This window comes from Streptomyces boncukensis, from assembly GCF_011045075.1.
In the GTDB taxonomy this organism is placed as follows: domain Bacteria; phylum Actinomycetota; class Actinomycetes; order Streptomycetales; family Streptomycetaceae; genus Streptomyces; species Streptomyces boncukensis.
The window spans coordinates 1-16,359 of record NZ_JAAKZZ010000126.1; the positions used below are offsets into that span (position 1 = coordinate 1).

At 73.7% G+C, this 16,359-nt stretch carries 12 protein-coding genes; 5 read left to right on the forward strand and 7 right to left on the reverse strand.

Annotation, left to right across the window (positions count from 1 at the left end; genetic code table 11):
* Window positions 1-63: 63 nt before the first annotated feature.
* From G5C65_RS14645 to G5C65_RS14665, 5 genes are read left to right on the forward strand one after another with little or no spacing between them, the layout of a single operon-like run.
* Window positions 64-1,410 (forward strand): ABC transporter substrate-binding protein, encoded by a 1,347-nt coding sequence (locus G5C65_RS14645; protein ID WP_165299253.1) that lies wholly within the window; start codon window positions 64-66, stop codon window positions 1,408-1,410.
* Window positions 1,407-2,348, forward strand: a complete 942-nt coding sequence (locus G5C65_RS14650; protein WP_165299254.1) for an ABC transporter permease subunit — start codon at window positions 1,407-1,409, stop codon at window positions 2,346-2,348. The genes G5C65_RS14645 and G5C65_RS14650 overlap by 4 nt, the downstream gene beginning before the upstream one ends.
* A gap of 5 nt (window positions 2,349-2,353) precedes the next feature.
* Complete coding sequence (locus G5C65_RS14655; RefSeq protein ID WP_165299255.1) at window positions 2,354-3,229, forward strand: carbohydrate ABC transporter permease; 876 nt, start codon at window positions 2,354-2,356, stop codon at window positions 3,227-3,229.
* Window positions 3,226-4,503 (forward strand): family 4 glycosyl hydrolase, encoded by a 1,278-nt coding sequence (locus G5C65_RS14660; RefSeq protein WP_165299256.1) that lies wholly within the window; start codon window positions 3,226-3,228, stop codon window positions 4,501-4,503. The genes G5C65_RS14655 and G5C65_RS14660 overlap by 4 nt, the downstream gene beginning before the upstream one ends.
* Window positions 4,494-5,480 (forward strand): BadF/BadG/BcrA/BcrD ATPase family protein, encoded by a 987-nt coding sequence (locus G5C65_RS14665; RefSeq protein ID WP_165299257.1) that lies wholly within the window; start codon window positions 4,494-4,496, stop codon window positions 5,478-5,480. Before G5C65_RS14660 ends, G5C65_RS14665 begins: the two co-directional genes overlap by 10 nt.
* A 23-nt stretch (window positions 5,481-5,503) precedes the next feature.
* Here G5C65_RS14665 and G5C65_RS14670 read toward each other — a convergent pair whose 3' ends face one another.
* From G5C65_RS14670 to G5C65_RS14700, 7 genes are all read right to left on the reverse strand, one after another.
* Window positions 5,504-6,826 carry an FHA domain-containing protein gene (locus G5C65_RS14670; RefSeq protein ID WP_165299258.1) on the reverse strand — a complete coding sequence of 441 codons (1,323 nt, stop codon included), beginning with the start codon at window positions 6,824-6,826 and terminating at the stop codon, window positions 5,504-5,506.
* Between the two features lie 45 nt (window positions 6,827-6,871).
* On the reverse strand, window positions 6,872-8,227 hold the full coding sequence (locus G5C65_RS14675) for a vWA domain-containing protein (protein WP_165299259.1): 1,356 nt from the start codon (window positions 8,225-8,227) through the stop codon (window positions 6,872-6,874).
* Between the two features lie 130 nt (window positions 8,228-8,357).
* The gene (locus G5C65_RS14680) at window positions 8,358-9,749 is read right to left on the reverse strand and encodes a PP2C family protein-serine/threonine phosphatase (protein ID WP_165299263.1); all 1,392 of its coding nucleotides are present in this window, start codon (window positions 9,747-9,749) and stop codon (window positions 8,358-8,360) included.
* Window positions 9,750-9,751: 2 nt separating this feature from the next.
* Complete coding sequence (locus tag G5C65_RS14685) at window positions 9,752-12,337, reverse strand: serine/threonine-protein kinase (RefSeq protein ID WP_165299264.1); 2,586 nt, start codon at window positions 12,335-12,337, stop codon at window positions 9,752-9,754.
* A gap of 121 nt (window positions 12,338-12,458) precedes the next feature.
* Entirely contained in the window at window positions 12,459-13,781 is a 1,323-nt protein-coding gene (locus G5C65_RS14690; RefSeq protein WP_165299260.1) for a coiled-coil domain-containing protein, read from the reverse strand.
* A 110-nt stretch (window positions 13,782-13,891) separates the two neighbouring features.
* Window positions 13,892-15,001 carry a glutamate ABC transporter substrate-binding protein gene (locus tag G5C65_RS14695; protein ID WP_165299261.1) on the reverse strand — a complete coding sequence of 370 codons (1,110 nt, stop codon included), beginning with the start codon at window positions 14,999-15,001 and terminating at the stop codon, window positions 13,892-13,894.
* A 14-nt stretch (window positions 15,002-15,015) separates the two neighbouring features.
* Window positions 15,016-16,359, reverse strand: a 1,344-nt coding sequence (locus G5C65_RS14700) for a hypothetical protein (RefSeq protein ID WP_241265794.1), incomplete at its 5' end; no start/stop codon positions are given.

Genomic DNA, 16,359 nt, shown 5'->3' on the forward strand with positions numbered 1-16,359 from the left:
CCGCTCCCCGCTCCCGACCCACGGCTCACCCTTTACCGCCCACCGTCAAAGGGAGGCTCTGCCATGCCCGTATCCGTACGCTCGGCACGATCCGCACGCGGAAAGGCGGCGGCCCTCGCGCTCGTCGCGCTGCTCGCGAGCGCCTGCACCGGATCCAGCGGCTCAGCGGCCGACGACGACCCGGACGCCGAGGTCACGCTCACCTTCTGGCACGGGTGGAGCGCCCCGGCCGAGGTGAAGGCAATCGACGCCGCCGTCGCGGCCTTCGAGAAGAAGCACCCGAACATCACCGTGAAGGCCGTCAAGAACATCAACGACGACAAGCTCAACCAGGGCCTGCGGGCCGGCGGCGACAAGGGCCCGGACGTGGTCTCGTCCTTCACGACCGACAACGTGGGCCGCTTCTGCTCCTCCCGGGCCCTCGCCGATCTGGACCCCTTTCTGAAGAAGTCGCGGATCGTCCCCGAGGAGACCTTCCCGAAGCCGATGCTCGACTACACGCAGTACGAGGGGAAGCGCTGCACCCTCCCGCTGCTGGGCGACGCGTACGGCCTCTACTACAACAAGGACGCCTTCCGGAAGGCGGGCATCGCAAAGCCGCCCAGAACGTTCTCGGAATTCGACCGGGTGGCGAAGAAGCTCACCAAGCCGAAGGGCGAGTCGTACGAGCAGCTCGGCTTCATGCCGAACTACCACGGCTACGAGACCACAGTGGAGCACTACGGCGGACAGTTCGGCGTCCGCTACTTCGACGGCGAAGGCAAGTCGAACGCGGCCGGCGACCCCCGGATGAAGCAGATGTTCCAGTGGCAGCGGAACCTGGTCGGTGAACTCGGCGGATTCCGGAAGCTGGAGAAGTACCGCGCCACCTTCGGCGACGAGTTCGGCGCGAAGCACCCCTTCCACACCGGCCAGGTCGCCATGCAGCTGGACGGCGAGTGGCGCGGCAAGATGGCCGAGGACGCGGGCGTCGGCTTCGAGATCGGCACGGCGCCCATGCCCGTACCCGACGACCGGGCCGACGAGTACGGAAAGGGCTATCTCGCGGGCACCGTCATCGGCGTCGCGAACTCCAGCGACAAGAAGAACGCGTCCTGGGAACTGGTGAAGTTCCTCACCACCGACACCGACACCGTGGTCGACTTCGCCAACGCCATCCACAACGTGCCCTCGACGCTGAAGGCCATGCGCTCGCCCCGGCTCGACAAGGACCCGAACTTCCGGACGTTCGTGAAGATGGCCGAGCACCCGAAGAGCTCGCACGCCCCCGGCAGCCCCAACGGCGGCGCCTATCTGCTCACGCTCCAGGACCTCAGCCACGCCGTGGAGTCCGGAAAGCAGAAGGACCTGGACGCGGGCCTGCGCACGGCGGACGACCAGATAGACAAGGATCTGGAGCGGGCCCGGTGAGAACCGTCTCGGCGGCGGCCAGGCGCCGCCGCTCCGCGCTGCGCACGCTCGGCTTCCTCTCGCCCTGGCTGCTCGGCCTCGGCATCTTCTTCGGCTATCCGCTCGCCGCCACCGTCTACTTCTCCTTCATGAAGTACGACGGCTTCACCGACCCGGTGTGGACCGGATTCGACAACTGGTCGTACGTCTTCACCGACTACCCGTTCTTCTGGCCTGCGCTCGGCAACACCCTGTGGCTGGTCGCGGTGATGGTGACGCTGCGGGTCGCCTTCGGGCTCGGCGTCGGCCTGCTGCTCACGAAGATCAAGACCGGCGCCGGGGTGTTCCGCACCCTGTTCTACCTGCCCTATCTCGCGCCGCCCGTGGCCGCGACGGTGGCCTTCGCCTTTCTGCTGAACCCGGGCACGGGACCGGCCAACACGGTGCTGGACGCGCTCGGGCTGCCGCAGCCCGGCTGGTTCAACGACGCCTCCTGGTCGAAACCGGCGCTCACGCTGCTCGCGCTGTGGGGAATCGGCGACCTCATGGTCATCTTTCTGGCGTCGCTGCTGGACGTGCCCAAGGAGCAGTACGAGGCGGCGGAACTCGACGGAGCCGGACCCTGGGCGCGATTCCGCTATGTGACGCTGCCGAACATCTCGCCGATCGTGCTCTTCGCGGTCGTCACCGGCGTCATCGAAACCCTGCAGTACTACACCCAGCCCATGGTCGCCTCCAAGGTCGCCAGCGGCGTCATCGGCGGCTCCGGGCAGCACTTCGAACCCGGCTATCCGGAGAAGTCGACGCTCACCGTTCCGCAGACCGTCTACCACCTCGGATTCCAGCGCTTCGACACCGGCGCTGCCTGCGTGGTGGCGCTGGTGCTCTTCGCGATCGCCATGGCCTGCACGGCCCTGCTGATGCGCCGTGGCCGCGGCTTTCTGACGGCGGAGGACTGACCGACATGACCCCGACACCCACCCGCACATCCGCCGCTTCCCGCAACGCCGCAGCGCGGAGGGCCGCACTGCACTGGGTCGGCGTGCACGCGCTGGCCGTGGCGGCGTCGCTGTTCTTCGTCCTGCCCTTCGTCTTCGTCCTGCTGACGGCGCTGATGAGCGACAGCCAGGCGCTCACCCGCGACCTGTGGCCGCACACCTGGGAATGGGGCAACTTCCGCACCGTGTGGGAGACGCCGGGATTTCTCACCTGGTGGCGCAACACGCTGCTGTACGCCGGGCTCGGCACCGTACTCGCGGTGGGCTCCAGCATTCCCGTCGCCTACGCGCTCGCCAAGTTCCGCTTCCGCGGCCGGAACGCGATGATGCTGCTCGTCATCGCGGCGATGATGCTGCCTCCGCAGGTCGTCATCGTGCCGATGTACCTGTTCTGGGCGCGGCAGCTCGACCTCTCGGGCTCCCTGTGGCCGCTGATCATCCCCTTCGCGTTCGGCAACCCGTTCACCATCTTCCTGCTGCGCCAGTTCCTGCTGACGATTCCCCGGGAGTACACCGAGGCAGCCCGGATCGACGGCTGCGGCGAGTTCCGGGCGATGGTGCGGATCGTGCTGCCGATGGCGAAGCCGGGAATCGCGGCGGTCTCCCTCTTCCACTTCTTCTACTGCTGGAACGACTACTTCGGACCGCAGATCTATGCCTCGGAGAACCCCGGCGCGTGGACGCTGAGTTACGGCCTGGAGTCCTTCAAGGGCGCCCACCAGACCGACTGGAACCTCACCATGGCGGCCACCGTTCTGGTCATGGCGCCCGTGATCCTCGTGTTCTTCTTCGCCCAGCGCGCCTTCATCGAGGGCGTCACCCTGACGGGAGTAAAGGGATGAAACTCGCAGTAGTGGGGGGCGGTTCCACCTACACCCCCGAACTCATCGACGGATTCGCGCGGCTGCGCGACGCGATGCCGCTGACCGAGCTGGTCCTCGTCGACCCCGACGCGGACCGGCTGGAGCGGGTGGGCGGGCTCGCCCGCCGGATCTTCGCCCGCCAGGGCCACCCCGGACGGATCGTCACCACCGACGGCCTGGAGGCGGGGGCGGACGGCGCGGACGCGGTGCTGATCCAGCTGCGCGTGGGCGGGCAGGCGGCGCGCGGGCAGGACGAGACCTGGCCGCTGGAGTGCGGCTGCCTCGGCCAGGAGACCACCGGCGCCGGCGGGCTCGCCAAGGCGCTGCGCACCGTTCCCGTCGTGCTGGACATCGCCGAGCGCGTGCGCCGTGCGAGCCCCGGCGCGTGGATCATCGACTTCACCAATCCGGTGGGCATCGTCACCCGCGCCCTGCTGGAAGCCGGCCACCGCGCGGTCGGCCTGTGCAATGTGGCGATCCACCTGCAGCGGAAGTTCGCCGCGCTGCTCGGCGCCGAGCCGGACGGCCTCCATCTGGAGCACTACGGCCTCAACCACCTCACCTGGGAGCTGGCCGTCCGCGAGGGCGGGCCCGGCGGCCCCGACGTCCTCCCCCGGCTGCTCGCCGAGCACGGCCCCCGGATCGCCGACGAGCTGCGCCTGCCGCACCCGGTGCTGGAGCGGCTGGGCGTGGTCCCCTCGTACTACCTCCGCTACTACTACGCGCACGACGACGTCGTCGACGAGCTGCGCAGCAAGCCGTCCCGGGCCGCCGAGGTCGCCGCCATGGAGCGGGAGCTGCTGGAGCTGTACGCCGACCCCGCGCTGGACGAGAAGCCCGCGCTGCTCGCCAGGCGCGGCGGCGCCTTCTACTCGGAGGCCGCCGTCGCGCTCGCCGCCCCGCTGCTGGGCGCGGGACCCGCAGCCCCCGGAGAGAGCGTGCAGGTGGTCAACACCTACAACAACGGCACCCTGCCCTTCCTCCCCGACGACGCGGTGGTGGAGGTCCCGGCGCGGATCTCCCCCGAGGGCGCGGCGCCGCTGCCCGCACCTCCGCTCGACCCGCTGTTCGCCGGCCTGGTGGCCCATGTGACGGCGTACGAACGGCTCGCGCTGGACGCGGCGCTGCGCGGCGGCCGGGACCGGGTCTTCAAGGCCCTGCTCGCCCACCCGCTCACCGGCCAGTACGACCGCGCGGAACGGCTGACCGACCTCCTTCTCGCACACAACCGGGAGCACCTTACGTGGGCCTGACGAACGCGTGCGTCGCCATAGACGCGGGCAACAGCAAGACCGACGTCGCCGTCCTGGACACCGCGGGGCAGGTGCTCGGCAGCGCGCGGGGCGGCGGCTTCCAGCCGCCCGCCGTCGGCGTGGCCACCGCCGTGCGGGACCTGGCGGAGACCGTACGGCGCGCTGCCCGGAACGCCGGGCTCCCGCCCGAGCCCTTCCGCCATGTGTCCGCCTGCCTGGCCAACGCGGACCTGCCGCGCGAGGAGCGCGAGCTGGAGTCCGCGCTCCGCGCGCTCGGCTGGGCCCGCACCACGCATGTGGCGAACGACACGTTCGCCCTCCTGCGCGCGGGCCTCCCGGACGACGGCTCGGTCAGGCACGGCGTGGCCGTCGTCTGCGGCGCGGGCATCAACTGCGTCGGACAGGCCGAGGACGGCCGCACCCACCGCTTCCCCGCCGTCGGCCGGCTCTCCGGGGACTGGGGAGGTGGCGGCGGGCTCGCCGCCGAGGCCCTGTGGCACGCGGCGCGCGCGGAGGACGGCAGGGGCGAGCGTACGGAGCTGGCGCGGGCCCTCCCCGCCCACTTCGGCCTGCCGGACATGTACGCGCTCATCGAGGCGCTGCACCTCGGCGACCTTCCCGCCGCCCGCAGGCACGAGCTGCCCCCGCTGCTGTTCGCCTGCGCGGAGCAGGGGGACCCGGTGGCCCTCGCGCTGGTACGGCGGCAGGCGGACGAGATCGTCTCGCTGGCCGCCGTCACGCTGTCGCGGCTGGACCTGCTGGACGTGGCGTGCCCGGTGCTGCTGGGGGGCGGGGTGGTGGCGGCCCGGCATCCCGCGCTGGACGCGCGGCTCGCGGAGCGGTTCGCCGCGCGGGCTCCCAAGGCGACGGCCCACGTGGTGACGGACCCCCCGGTCCTGGGCGCAGCGCTGCTGGCCCTGGACCACGAGGGCGCCCCCTCGGAGGCGTACGCGGGCCTGCGCTCCCACTACATGTGAGAGCTCCCCTCAGGGGCGCCGCGTCAGGTGCGGCGTACCGTGATCGTGGTCCAGGCCCCCACGTGGACGCGGTCGCCGTCCTTCAACGGCACGGGAACGAACGGCTGAATGGGATCCTCCGCACCGTTGATCGTCGTACCGTTCGTCGAGTCCTGGTCGACCACGGACCAGCTGCCGTCCGGCTGGTGCACCAGCACCGCGTGCTGGTGCGAGACGCCCGGGTCCTCCGGCGGACGCGCCAGGTCGATGTCCGGCGACTCCCCCGTCGAGGCCCGCCGCCGCCCGATCGTGACCTGGTTGCCGGTCAGCGGAAGCTGCTGCTCCGGTGAGTACGCGGGCAGGTTCAGCGCCTCGGCCTCGGGACCGCTGCGGCCCATCATCGCCATGAAGTACTCGCGGTCGGGTCCGACCAGGGCCATCCAGTTGCCCCCGCCCTGCTGCGGGTACTCGGGCTGCTGGTACTCCGGCTGCGGCGGAGGAGGCGGCTGCTGGTGCTGCTGGTGCTGCTGCTGGTGCGGGAACTGCTGCCCCGGCCCCGGCTGCCCCGGGTGCGGCGGCTGACCCGGCTGACCCGGGTGCGGCGGCTGCTGCATCGGATGCGGTGCCGGAGGAGCGCCGGGGGGCGGGGATATCACCCAGTCCCCGTTCGGCTGCGCGGGCGGCGGCTGGTCTCCGTACGGCCCGCCGGGCGCAAGCGGCTCGGCCGGCCGGTTCAGCTGGGACGGCTGGGAGCGCTCGTACTCCTGCGCCGGCTCGGGGCGCCCGGGGAACGGCGGGGGCGCCTGCCCGCCCTGCGGCCCGTACCCGCCGGGCGGCACAGGGGCACCGGGAGCGCCGGGGCCACCCGGACCGCCCGGACCGCCAGGCGGCTGCGGCGGCATATACGTGGTGGGCGAGTGCGTCAGGAAGTTGTACCGGCACTCCTCACAGAACGGCGCCTGCACCTCACGCGGCGTACCGCACTGCGGGCACAGCTCCGGTGCGCCCGGCCGGCCGCCGGGGGCCGGGCCCCGGTCCTGGCCCGGCACCGGAGTCCCGGGGCCGGGGTAGCCGTACCCCTGCCCCGGCCGCCCCTGCTCGCCGGGGCCGCCATGAGCACCAGGGCCGCCGGGCCCGCCCGGACCGCCGGGAGCACCGGGGCCGCCCGGACCGCCGGGGCCCGGGTAGCCGTAGCCGCCGCCGGGACCGCCACCGGGCGCACCCGGAGCCCCTCCGCCGCCGGGCGACGGCGGAGGGGGCGGCGGTACGGCACCAGCGGGCGCGGCGGGCGCGCCGGTCATGCGGTGACCGCACACCTCGCACCAGTCGTCGGCCGCCGACTGGTGACCGTTCGGGCAAGTCGGCATCGTGAGTGCCTCCCCCTCCGTGCTCCTGCTCTTCCGTACCGTGCGCTATTTCTTCACGCGGACCGTCTTGGTGGACCGCGTCTCCAGCGTCATCTCGTCGGCGTCGGCGACCTTCGCCTTCAGTCGAACAGTACCCGCCGCCGCGTCCACGACGTCGACCACCTTCGAAAGCAGTTTCGCAGTATCCGCGTTCCCGGAGGCGTTGGCCAGTTGCACCGCGCGCCCGAGTTTGGCGGTTGCGCCCGCTTCGTCACCAGATTTCCGCATATCCAGCCCCAACTGGATCGCCTGGGCCAGCTCGGCCTGGCCCGTGTAGTGCGCCACCTGCGGGTTGATGGAGGTGGTGGCCACCATGTCGTCCGTCCACACGGCGCGGATCAGCCCCTGGGAGAGGGTCTGCGGCGTCCCGCCGCCCGGCGTCGGCAGCACCAGGGAGACCCGGGCCGCCAGCATCTCCTGGCCCACCCCGGCGGCGGGCACCTCGACGCACACGTGGTAGTCCCGGGACTCGTCGCCCCAGGAGCCCGTCGGGTAGTCCCCGATGCGCGGCCCCGCATCCGTGCGGCGGGAGGTCAGCTCCTCCACGGAGGGCGCGACCTGTTTGAGGAATTTCACACGCGAGCCCTGCGGGGTCCACAGCCGGAGGGCCACATCGGCGACCTCCTTGCCCATGGCGCCCTCCATCATCTGTGTGAAGTCGGCCGACAGCGCGCCCGGGTCGGCCACGATGTCGGCCGTGCCCAGCAGCGCGGAGGCGATGCCGGTGACCTCCTTGACCTCCCAGTCGGTGCCCACGCCCCGCGCGTCACAGGTGAACCGCCCCGAGCAGGACTCCAGCGAGGCGCGCAGCTGGTCCGGCTCCTCGTGCTCGTTGCGCCCGTCCGTCAGCAGGATGCCGTGCCGGATGGCGACGTCCGCCGAGCCGAGCAGGCTGTCGGCGAGCCGCAGCCAGGTGCCGATGGCCGTGCCGCCGCCCGCGGTGAGCCCGCGCAGCGCCTCCCTGGCCTGCGCGCGCGTCATATCGTCGGCCACGGCGAGCCGGCCGCCGCCCGGGAACACCTCCCGGGCCTGGTGGGTGCCCGCGACCACCGCGAACGCGACACCGTCGTGCAGGGTGTCGATCGCGGCGGCGGTGGCGTCCCGCGCGTTGCGCATCTTGGTCGGCGGGTAGTCCATCGAGCCGGAGCAGTCGACCATGATGACGACCGCCGCACCCGAGCCCCCGCCGAGCGCGGCACGCGCCGGGTCGGTGACCGGGAGGGGCATGCCCCCCGTGGTGCCGCCGCCCGTGGAGGTCACCGTGACGATCGCGTTGACCTCCTGCCCGCCCTCGGGGAGGTACTCGTTCTGGTACACATCCACCGAGAAGCGCGGGGCGTTCGACTTGGAGAAGTTGGCCATGTGTTGCGCTCCTGCTGCTCTACAGCGACAAGTAGACAAAGGGGCGGGCGGAAGTGCGGTGCGTGTCGCGGTGCTTCCCCCCGATGCGCTCGTCAGGACCGTCCCCCCGGTGCTGCCGTACGTACCGGCATCAGGCCGATCCTGCCCGCCCGGACGGCATGGGGAACGGGACCACGGCCACTGTTACGTTGTCGTGGCCCCCGCCGTCCAGCGCATAGCCGACCAGGTGCTGCGCGGAGTGCAGCGGTCTGCTGAGGGCGTCGTGCGGCACGGCGGCGGCCATCTCCCGCGCCGACTCCGCGTAGTTCCACAGCCCGTCCGTGCACACCACCACGACACCGGCCTCCTCGGGCTGGTAGGAGGCGGTGTGCGGGTCGAGTTCGTACGCGTCGGCACCCAGCCAGCCGGTGATGGCGTGCGCGCGGGCGTCGGCGTGCGCCTCCGCCTCGTCCATCAGCCCGGCGGCGACCATCTGCGCGGCCCAGGAGTCGTCCTCGGTGAGCCGCACGGCCGGAATGGTGTGGTCGTCGGGCACCCAGTACGCGCGGCTGTCCCCCACCCAGCCGACGGTGAGGAGGCCGCCGGCGCACAGCGCGGAGACGATGGTGCAGGCGGGCGCGTTCCTGGCCGGGTCCTCCGGGGTGTCCTCGGCGAGCGCGTTGACCGCCTCGGAGGCCGTGACCAGCGCGTCGTGCATGGCCTTCCGGGGGTGCGTGCCGCGCGCCACGGAGTCGCCCAGCGCGTCCCCGGCGGCGCGCGCGGCCGCGGCCGACGCCTCGTCGGGCCGGGTGGCCGAGGAGACCCCGTCGCAGACGACGGCGATGGCCGCCGGCGTGCCCGCGGGCGTCGTGGCCTGGCAGACCGTGAAGTAGTCCTCGTTGCGGTGGTGGCGCAGTCCGCGGTCGCTGGCGGCCGCGACGGTCTCCAGGGCGCACTCCATGTGGTCGCGCTCGCGCGGCTGTTTGTGACCGCAGTGCTCGCAGTAGCCGTCGTCGTCGACCGTGCCGGTGCCGCAGGCGACGCAGCGCGGGCCGAGCGGTTCCGGGCCGGACCGGCCGCTGGGCACGTCCCCGAGCCCGTTCCCGCTCCCGTGCCCGTACGGTCCTTCGGGCGGCGGCGCGGACGGGATCCCGTTCGGCGCGGCGGCCGCGCCTCGACCGGCCCGGCCGCCCCTTCCGCCCCCCTCGCTCCGCACGGCGGCGCGCGGGTCCGTGCGCGGCGCGGCCCCCGCGGAGGCCGCGGCGGACCCGACAGACGGTACGGGCGGCGCGGGCGGTTCGGGGGGCGCGGGCGCGCCGGGGCGCGGCGCCACGGGCAGGGACGCGCGGGCCCGCGCCCGCGCCCCGTTCACCGGCAGCGTCGGACGGTCCTCGTCCGCGTCGTCCACCGCCGTCGCGGCGGGGCCGGAAGAGCGCCGTACGAGCGCCGTCAGATCGGCGCCGCAGGCACCGCAGTACCGGTCCCCGTCCTCCAGCGGCTCCGCACAGCGGGGGCAGGCGGACTGTCGGTCGAGCTGTGGCATCGTCACACCCACGTCCTGGGGCGGAAGCGGTTGGCCCGCTCCACCAGTTCCATCCTCTCACTGCCGGACTGCGCGAGGCGGGCGAGCAGCCGGAAGGAGCGCTCCAGCCCGGAGCGCAGCCCTTCCTCGGTGAACGGGCTGCCGAGCAGCGACCTGCCCGTCTCCTGCCCCTTCAGGTGCCCGCTGAGCGCCCAGTCGAGCGCGCTGCCGAGCACTTCCGTGGTCAGCTCCTCGCCGCGCAGCGCGTCGAGTCCGGCGTACCGCAGGTCTTCGACCTGCTGGGCCGCAGCGTAGAGGTCCGCGGAGAGGTCCTCCAGCGGGGAGCGCTGCCGCAGCCGTGCGCGGACGGCCGCGACCCGCGCGGCCGTGTAGTGGATCGACGCCTCCGGGACCGACTCCAGGGCCTCGACGGCGCCGGCCCGGTCCCCCGCCGCGAGCCGCACCCGCGCCAGGCCGAAGGCGGCGCTCACGTACGACGGGTCGGTGGACCACACGAGGCGGAAGTACTCGGCGGCGTTGTCCAGCTGGCCCAGCACCTCGGCGCAGACGGCGAGGGCCAGCTTGGGCGCGGTCTCGCCGGGGAACGCGTCGTAGACCGCGTCGAAGGCGAGCGCGCCCGTCTCCTGGTCGCCGGAGACCAGCGCGGACAGGCCGCGGTACCAGACCACCCGCCAGTCGTCGGCGTGCCGGGCCTCCAGCCCGGCCAGGGTCTCGGCGGTCGCCGCGCCGTCGTCCATCTCCAGCCGGGCCCGCAGCTCGCGCAGCCGCAGCTCGACGGAGTCGGTGGGGGCGCCCTTCAGCGCGCCGAGCAGGTCGGCCGGGGTGACGGCCATCAGCCCGGCCAGGAAACCCGCGTTCGGGTCCCCCGGGTCGACGCGGGGCACCGGCAGCGCCAGCGCCGTGTCCCGGGCCCGGAAGGGCACGAGCCCGATCGCCGCCGCCCCGGCGGCCCCCGGGTCCGGGTCCGGGCCCGGACCCGTCGGGTGGGGGCCGTTCGGGTCCGCTCCGGTCACCTGGGCCGCGCCTCCCGCGCCGCGCCGCTCGGTCCGCTCGCCGCGTCCGCGCGGGCGCCGTCCGCGCCGCCGCTCACGCGCGCCCAGCGCCGAGGGGTCGCCGGCGGGGCGGGGCAGCAGTTCCGTGTCCACCACGCGCGGCTCGGGGCCGAACAGCGTGGACAGGGCCGGCCTCGGCCGTTCGGTCTGGAGTGCGACGACCTCCCGCAGTACGCCCATCAGCTGGTCGGACATCTCCTCGGCGGAGGCGAAGCGGCGCTGCGGGTCGGGGTCGGTGGCGCGGACCAGGAAGCGGTAGTAGGACTCGTACCGCTGGAAGACCTCGATGTTGCGCGGGTCGGGCAGGCTGTCGGCGTAGATGTTCGTATACCCCTGGAAGTCGAACGTGAGGACGGCGAGCGTCCGCGCGACCGTATAGAGGTCGGAGGCGACGGAGGCGCCCCGTTCGGCGACCTCGGGCGCCTGGTAGCCGACGGTTCCGTAGATGGCGCTCTCCTCGTCGTCCATCCGGCGCACGGCGCCCAGGTCGATCAGCTTGAGCTGGTCGTCCTGCTGGATGGCGTTGTCGACCTTGAAGTCGCAGTAGAGCAGATTGCGGCTGTGCAGATGGCCGAGCGCCTCCAGGGCCTCGATGCCGTAGGCGCACGCCTGCTCGACGGGCAGCGGGTCGCGCCGTCCGTCCGGGGTGCGGCGCTCGTTGGCGATCTCCTTGAGGGACTTGCCGCCGACGTACTCCATGACGATGTAGCCGTCGAGGCTGCCGGTGCGCGGATCGAGGTGTTCGACGAAGTTGTAGATGCGCACGATGTTGGAGTGCTCGATCTCGGCGAGGAAGCGCCGCTCCGCGATGGCGGCGGCCATCGCGTCCTCGTCGCCGGTGTCCAGCAGGCCCTTGAGCACCACCCAGCGGTCGGAGACCGCGCGGTCGACCGCGAGATAGATCCAGCCGAGCCCGCCGTGCGCCAGACAGCCCGCGACCTCGTACTGCCCGTGCACCACGTCGCCCTCGCGGAGCTTCGGCACGAACGAGTACGGGTGACCGCACTTGGTGCAGAAGCCCTCCGTCCGGCCCGCCCGCTCGCCGCGCGCGCGGCCGACCGGCGCTCCGCAGTCGCCGCTGCTGCAGAACCGCTTGCGCTCCGGGACCTCCGGGTGGTCCAGCACGACGCCGGCCGGGTCAGGCTTGGGCACCTCCGGAATCCGCACCAGTCCCGCGCCGAGTCTGCCGCGGGTGGCGGAGCCCGTCGTCGAGCCGCCGCTGCGCACCGAGACCGAGAGGGACGTGGAGCGCCCGGACTGCTCCCGGGTCAGCCGGCCGGACACGGAGCGCCGTGACGACTGCGAGCGGGACGAGGCCCTCGTAGAAGCGGGGGCGGAGGAGCGGGTGGAGCGTGCGGAGCGCGCGGAGGAGGAGCGGGCCGAGCGGCGCCCGCGCCCCGCGCTCCCCGTACGCCCCTCCTTCGACACCCCGGTCGGCGCGGCGCCGAGCGCACCGTCCCCGCGCTCCCCGCCGCCCTCGGGCGCGACGACGGGGGCGAGCCCGCAGGTGTCGCAGTACAGCTCGCCGTCGCCCATGTCCTCGTACGTGCCGCCGCACTGCGGTCGCCGGCACTCCTGGTCGCACACGTCCGGCTGCTCGCTCACGCTGCTTCACACCTCCTCGCTCCCCTCGTGCCCCTCGCTCCGCGCACTGAGCTCACTCCGCCCGCAGCCCCCTCGGTCCGTGCTGCCCGCCCGGCGTCAGCACCTCGCGGGCCGCCTCCTGGTAGCGCAGCACGGCATCCTCGGCGGCGCGCAGGTCGCAGGGCGCGCTCCACAGCATCCGGCGCGCCACGTCGTAGCGCTCGATGAGCATCCGGTCCTCCGCCAGGCCGTGCTGGGCGACCTTCGCCTTGTACGCGTCGAGCCTGCCGCGCAGTTCCGCGCGGACCGCCAGCGGCGCCGTCACGGCGGACAGCTGCGCACGGGCGCGCTCCAGCTCGGCCTCGGCCCGCTGCTCCAGGCTCTCCAGCAGCGGGGAGAGCCGGTGCCACCGCGCGTGTCTGCGGTACTCGGCGGCCGTGGCGAGCTGCTCCTGGAGCGCGGTGGGCGGGCCGCTGACGGCGGGCACCTCGGAGGCGGCGATCTTCGCGAGCACCTCGCCCCGCGCGGAGCGCGCCTCGGCGAGGGTGCGGTCGGCGCGGGAGAGGAGGTCGCGCAGCTTCATCAGCCGCTGCTCGGCGTCCTGCCGGACGGAGAGCACCGCGTCGATCTCGCGCCGCACCTCCTCCAGGGCGCGTGCCGCCGCGTCGTAGCGCGCGGTGTCCGGGCGCCCGCCGCCGGGGGCGCTGCTGCCGCCGTCCGGCGCCCAGAAGGCGAGGGGGTCGGCGAGCACCTCGGAGCGCAGCGCGGTCAGTTCGGCCGTGGTGTGCTCCAGGTCGTCGCCCGCCGGGTGCTCCCCGGGGCGTACGCCCACCGAGTGCGCCAGCGAACGGATGCGCTGCAGCTCGGCGGAGAGCAGGTCGATACGCGCGGGCAGCGCGGACCAGACGGCGTCCGCGGCGGCGACCACGTCCAGCGCCTGCGCGTACCAGTCGTTCATCCGCTCCACGAGCCGGCCGAGCGTCACCTCCTCGGTCAGCCGCGCGCCCTCGGTGAGCCCCGTCCCCCCGGCGCCCGCCGCGGCCGAGGAGAGCGTGCCGCCGGGGACGGTGAGGGTGCCGCGCAGCAGCCGCGTCAGCTCCGTCAGATCGTCCCGGCTGGGCCAGCGGCGGCGGCTGCGCAGCTCGCGCGCCGTCTCCAGGGTGCGGGAGTAGGTCTCGAAGCCGTTCCACAGCAGGGTGCCGGCCGCCTCGGCCTGTGCCCAGCGGCGCGCGGTGACGCCGCTGAGCCGGGCGCCCTCCAGCAGCCGGCGCCCCGCGTGGTCCTGGAGGGCGAGGAGCGAGGATTCCACCGCCTCGTGCTCGGCCTCCAGCCGCTCCAGAGCGCGGTCGACCTCCTCCCGGCTCATCACCGGCCCGGTGGGTCCCGCGGGCCCCATCGATCACCTCGCTGTCTCTCGCTGACACCTGGTCTCGCTGTCCGACTCGTACGAACGCTCGGATCGTTCGCTTCCCCTGGCCCCGCCCCTTCAGTCCTTTCGGAGAGATCTCAGTCCCGGTACAGCGGTTTGGGCGGTTTCGCCTTCCCGCCGTCCTTCGTACCCCCCAGGCCGTCCTTCAGCCACTTGCCGTACGAGCGGCTCCACTGGCCCGCACGGAAGGTGTCCAGCACCCGGTTCACCCGGCGCACCAGGTCCTCGTCCCGGAGGTTCATCGCCACACCGTACGGCTCCTCCGTCACCGGCTCGCCGATCAGCTCCACGGACGAGTCCTGCGCGGCCTGTCCGGCGCCCAGCGCGCTGTCCGTGACGGTGGCGTCCGCCTCGCCGAGCTGCATCCGCACCAGGCAGTCCAGCTGGTTGGCCACGACGACCGGACGGGCGCCCAGCTTCTGGTAGCGGCCGGACGTCATCAGCTCCTCGGCCGTCGAACCGGCCGCGTAGCACACCCGTTTGCCGCGCATGCTGCTGTCGAAGCCCTTGACCCGCGCCCCCTTCTTCGGCGCCAGCAGCTGCTGCCCCGCCTCGAAGTAGGCGGTCGAGAAGGCGACCTCCCTGCTGCGTTCGCAGGTGATGGTCATGGTGCGCACCACCATGTCGACGTCCCGCTTGCGCAGCGCGGGGATCCGCTGGTCGGTCGGGATGGTCCTGAAGGTGAGCTTGCCGGGCCCGTCGCCGTCGACCAGGTCGCGGGCGATGGCTCGGGCCAGGTCGATGTCGAAGCCCTCGATGTCGCCGGTCGCGGGGTCCCGGTAGCCCCACAGATAGCTGTTCTGGTCGACACCGACGACCAGCTTGCCCCGCTTCTTGATGCGCTTCACCGCCGTGCCGTCGGCGCCGGACGGGCGCAGGCTCGCCGCGGCCCGCTCGCCGTCGTCGCACGGTGCGGGCTGCCGCGGCCCGGCCGCGGGCGCGGCGGCGGCGACGGCGCCGCGGCCCTCCGCGGCGCGGGCGGCCGTCTCGCCCTCGGGCGAGCCGCCGCCGTCGGCGGAGAGCGCGGCGGAGGCCAGCACCACGGCGCCGGCGCCGAGGGCCAGGGCACGCCCGGCATCGCTCGCGGCCGCAGTCCGCAGGACCCGGGCACGGGCAGCCCCGGCCCGGCAGCCCCGGCGGAGGGCAACCGCGATCCGCCGGATACGCCCTGGTCCGCTGCCCCTCATGGCCGTACGCCCCCTCATCGGTACTCCGCGAGCCTGCGCCCGATCCCCAGCACGGCCGCCGCCGCGCCCGCCACGGCGAGCGCCAGCGCGCCGACGGTCAGGCCGCCGAACCAGCCGCGCCCGCCGTCCGCCGCCCGGGTGAACTGCTTCTGCTCGTGCGCGCTGGCCACGCCCAGGCTGCCGTCGACCCGGTCGAAGCTCGCGCCGGTGCTCCGGTCGGAGCCGATCACCATCCGCACGGCGCGGTCGTACTCTCCGCCGTCGTCCAGCGCACGGGCCCTGGCGTGACGTTCCTTCCAGGTGCCGACAGCCTGCCTGGCGCGCTCGATGGCCGCTTTGCCCGCGGCGTCGTCGGCGAGCGCGAGCGCGTCGTCCAACTGCCCTGTGCCGTCCCCGTCCCCGTCCCCGTCCCCGTCCCTGTCCCCGTTCCGCTGCTTGCCGGCTCCGGCGACGTGGGCCATCTGCTTCCGGTAGCTCTTCTCGTAGGCGGCTCCGCCGCCGCGCGCGACCAGCGTCATGTTCTCGTCACCGCGCGCCTGCAGGGCGCTGATCCAGGCGGCGTTGAGGGCGTGCAGGGACCGCGCGCCCTGCTCGTCGGAGTCGACGAGCCCCGCGCGGGCCAGCGCGTGCCCGCCGGTCAGCCACACCAGGAGGGCCAGCGTCGCCGCCGTGGCGCCCAGCAGGCCGAGGTTGAACACCCGGTTGGTGCGGCGGTAGTGGCGGTGCTGCGCCCAGCCCAGGGCGCCCAGCGCCAGCACGCCCGCGCCGAGCGCGAGGAGGGGCCAGGACTCGGCGTCGTCGTAGTCGGCGCGCAGCCGCCGCGTCTCCTCCGTGTAGAGCGCGCGGGCGGCGGGGAGGAGTTCGCCGCGCATCTTCTCGTTGGCGTACCGCAGATACGCGCCGCCGAGCGGGAGGCCCTGGCGGTTGTTGGCGCGCGCCGACTCCACCAGGCCCGTGTAGACGGGCAGTCCGCGGTTGAGCACGGCGATCTGCCGCTGCGCGCTCGCGGAGTTCCCGGAGTTGGCCGCCGCGCTCGCCAGCAGCTCGGACGCCTCGCGGATGTCCTTCTCGTACCGCTCGCGCACCGCGCGCGGCTCCTCGCCGCCCGCCAGGAAGCCGCTGGAGGCGGAGGTGTCCGCGTCGGCCAGCGAGCGGTAGACGCGTGCGGCGTCGGCGCTCAGCGGCTGGCTGTCCGTCACCACGGCGTCCGCCGCCGCGCTGCGGTCCGCCACCTGCCAGGCGGTGACCGCACCGAACAGCACGACGAGCGCGGCCAGCGCCGCGCCGATGGCCCGCAGTCTGCCGGGCTCCGTGAGCACCGCGGCACGCGCGCGCCGCACGCCCTCGGCCCACGCCTC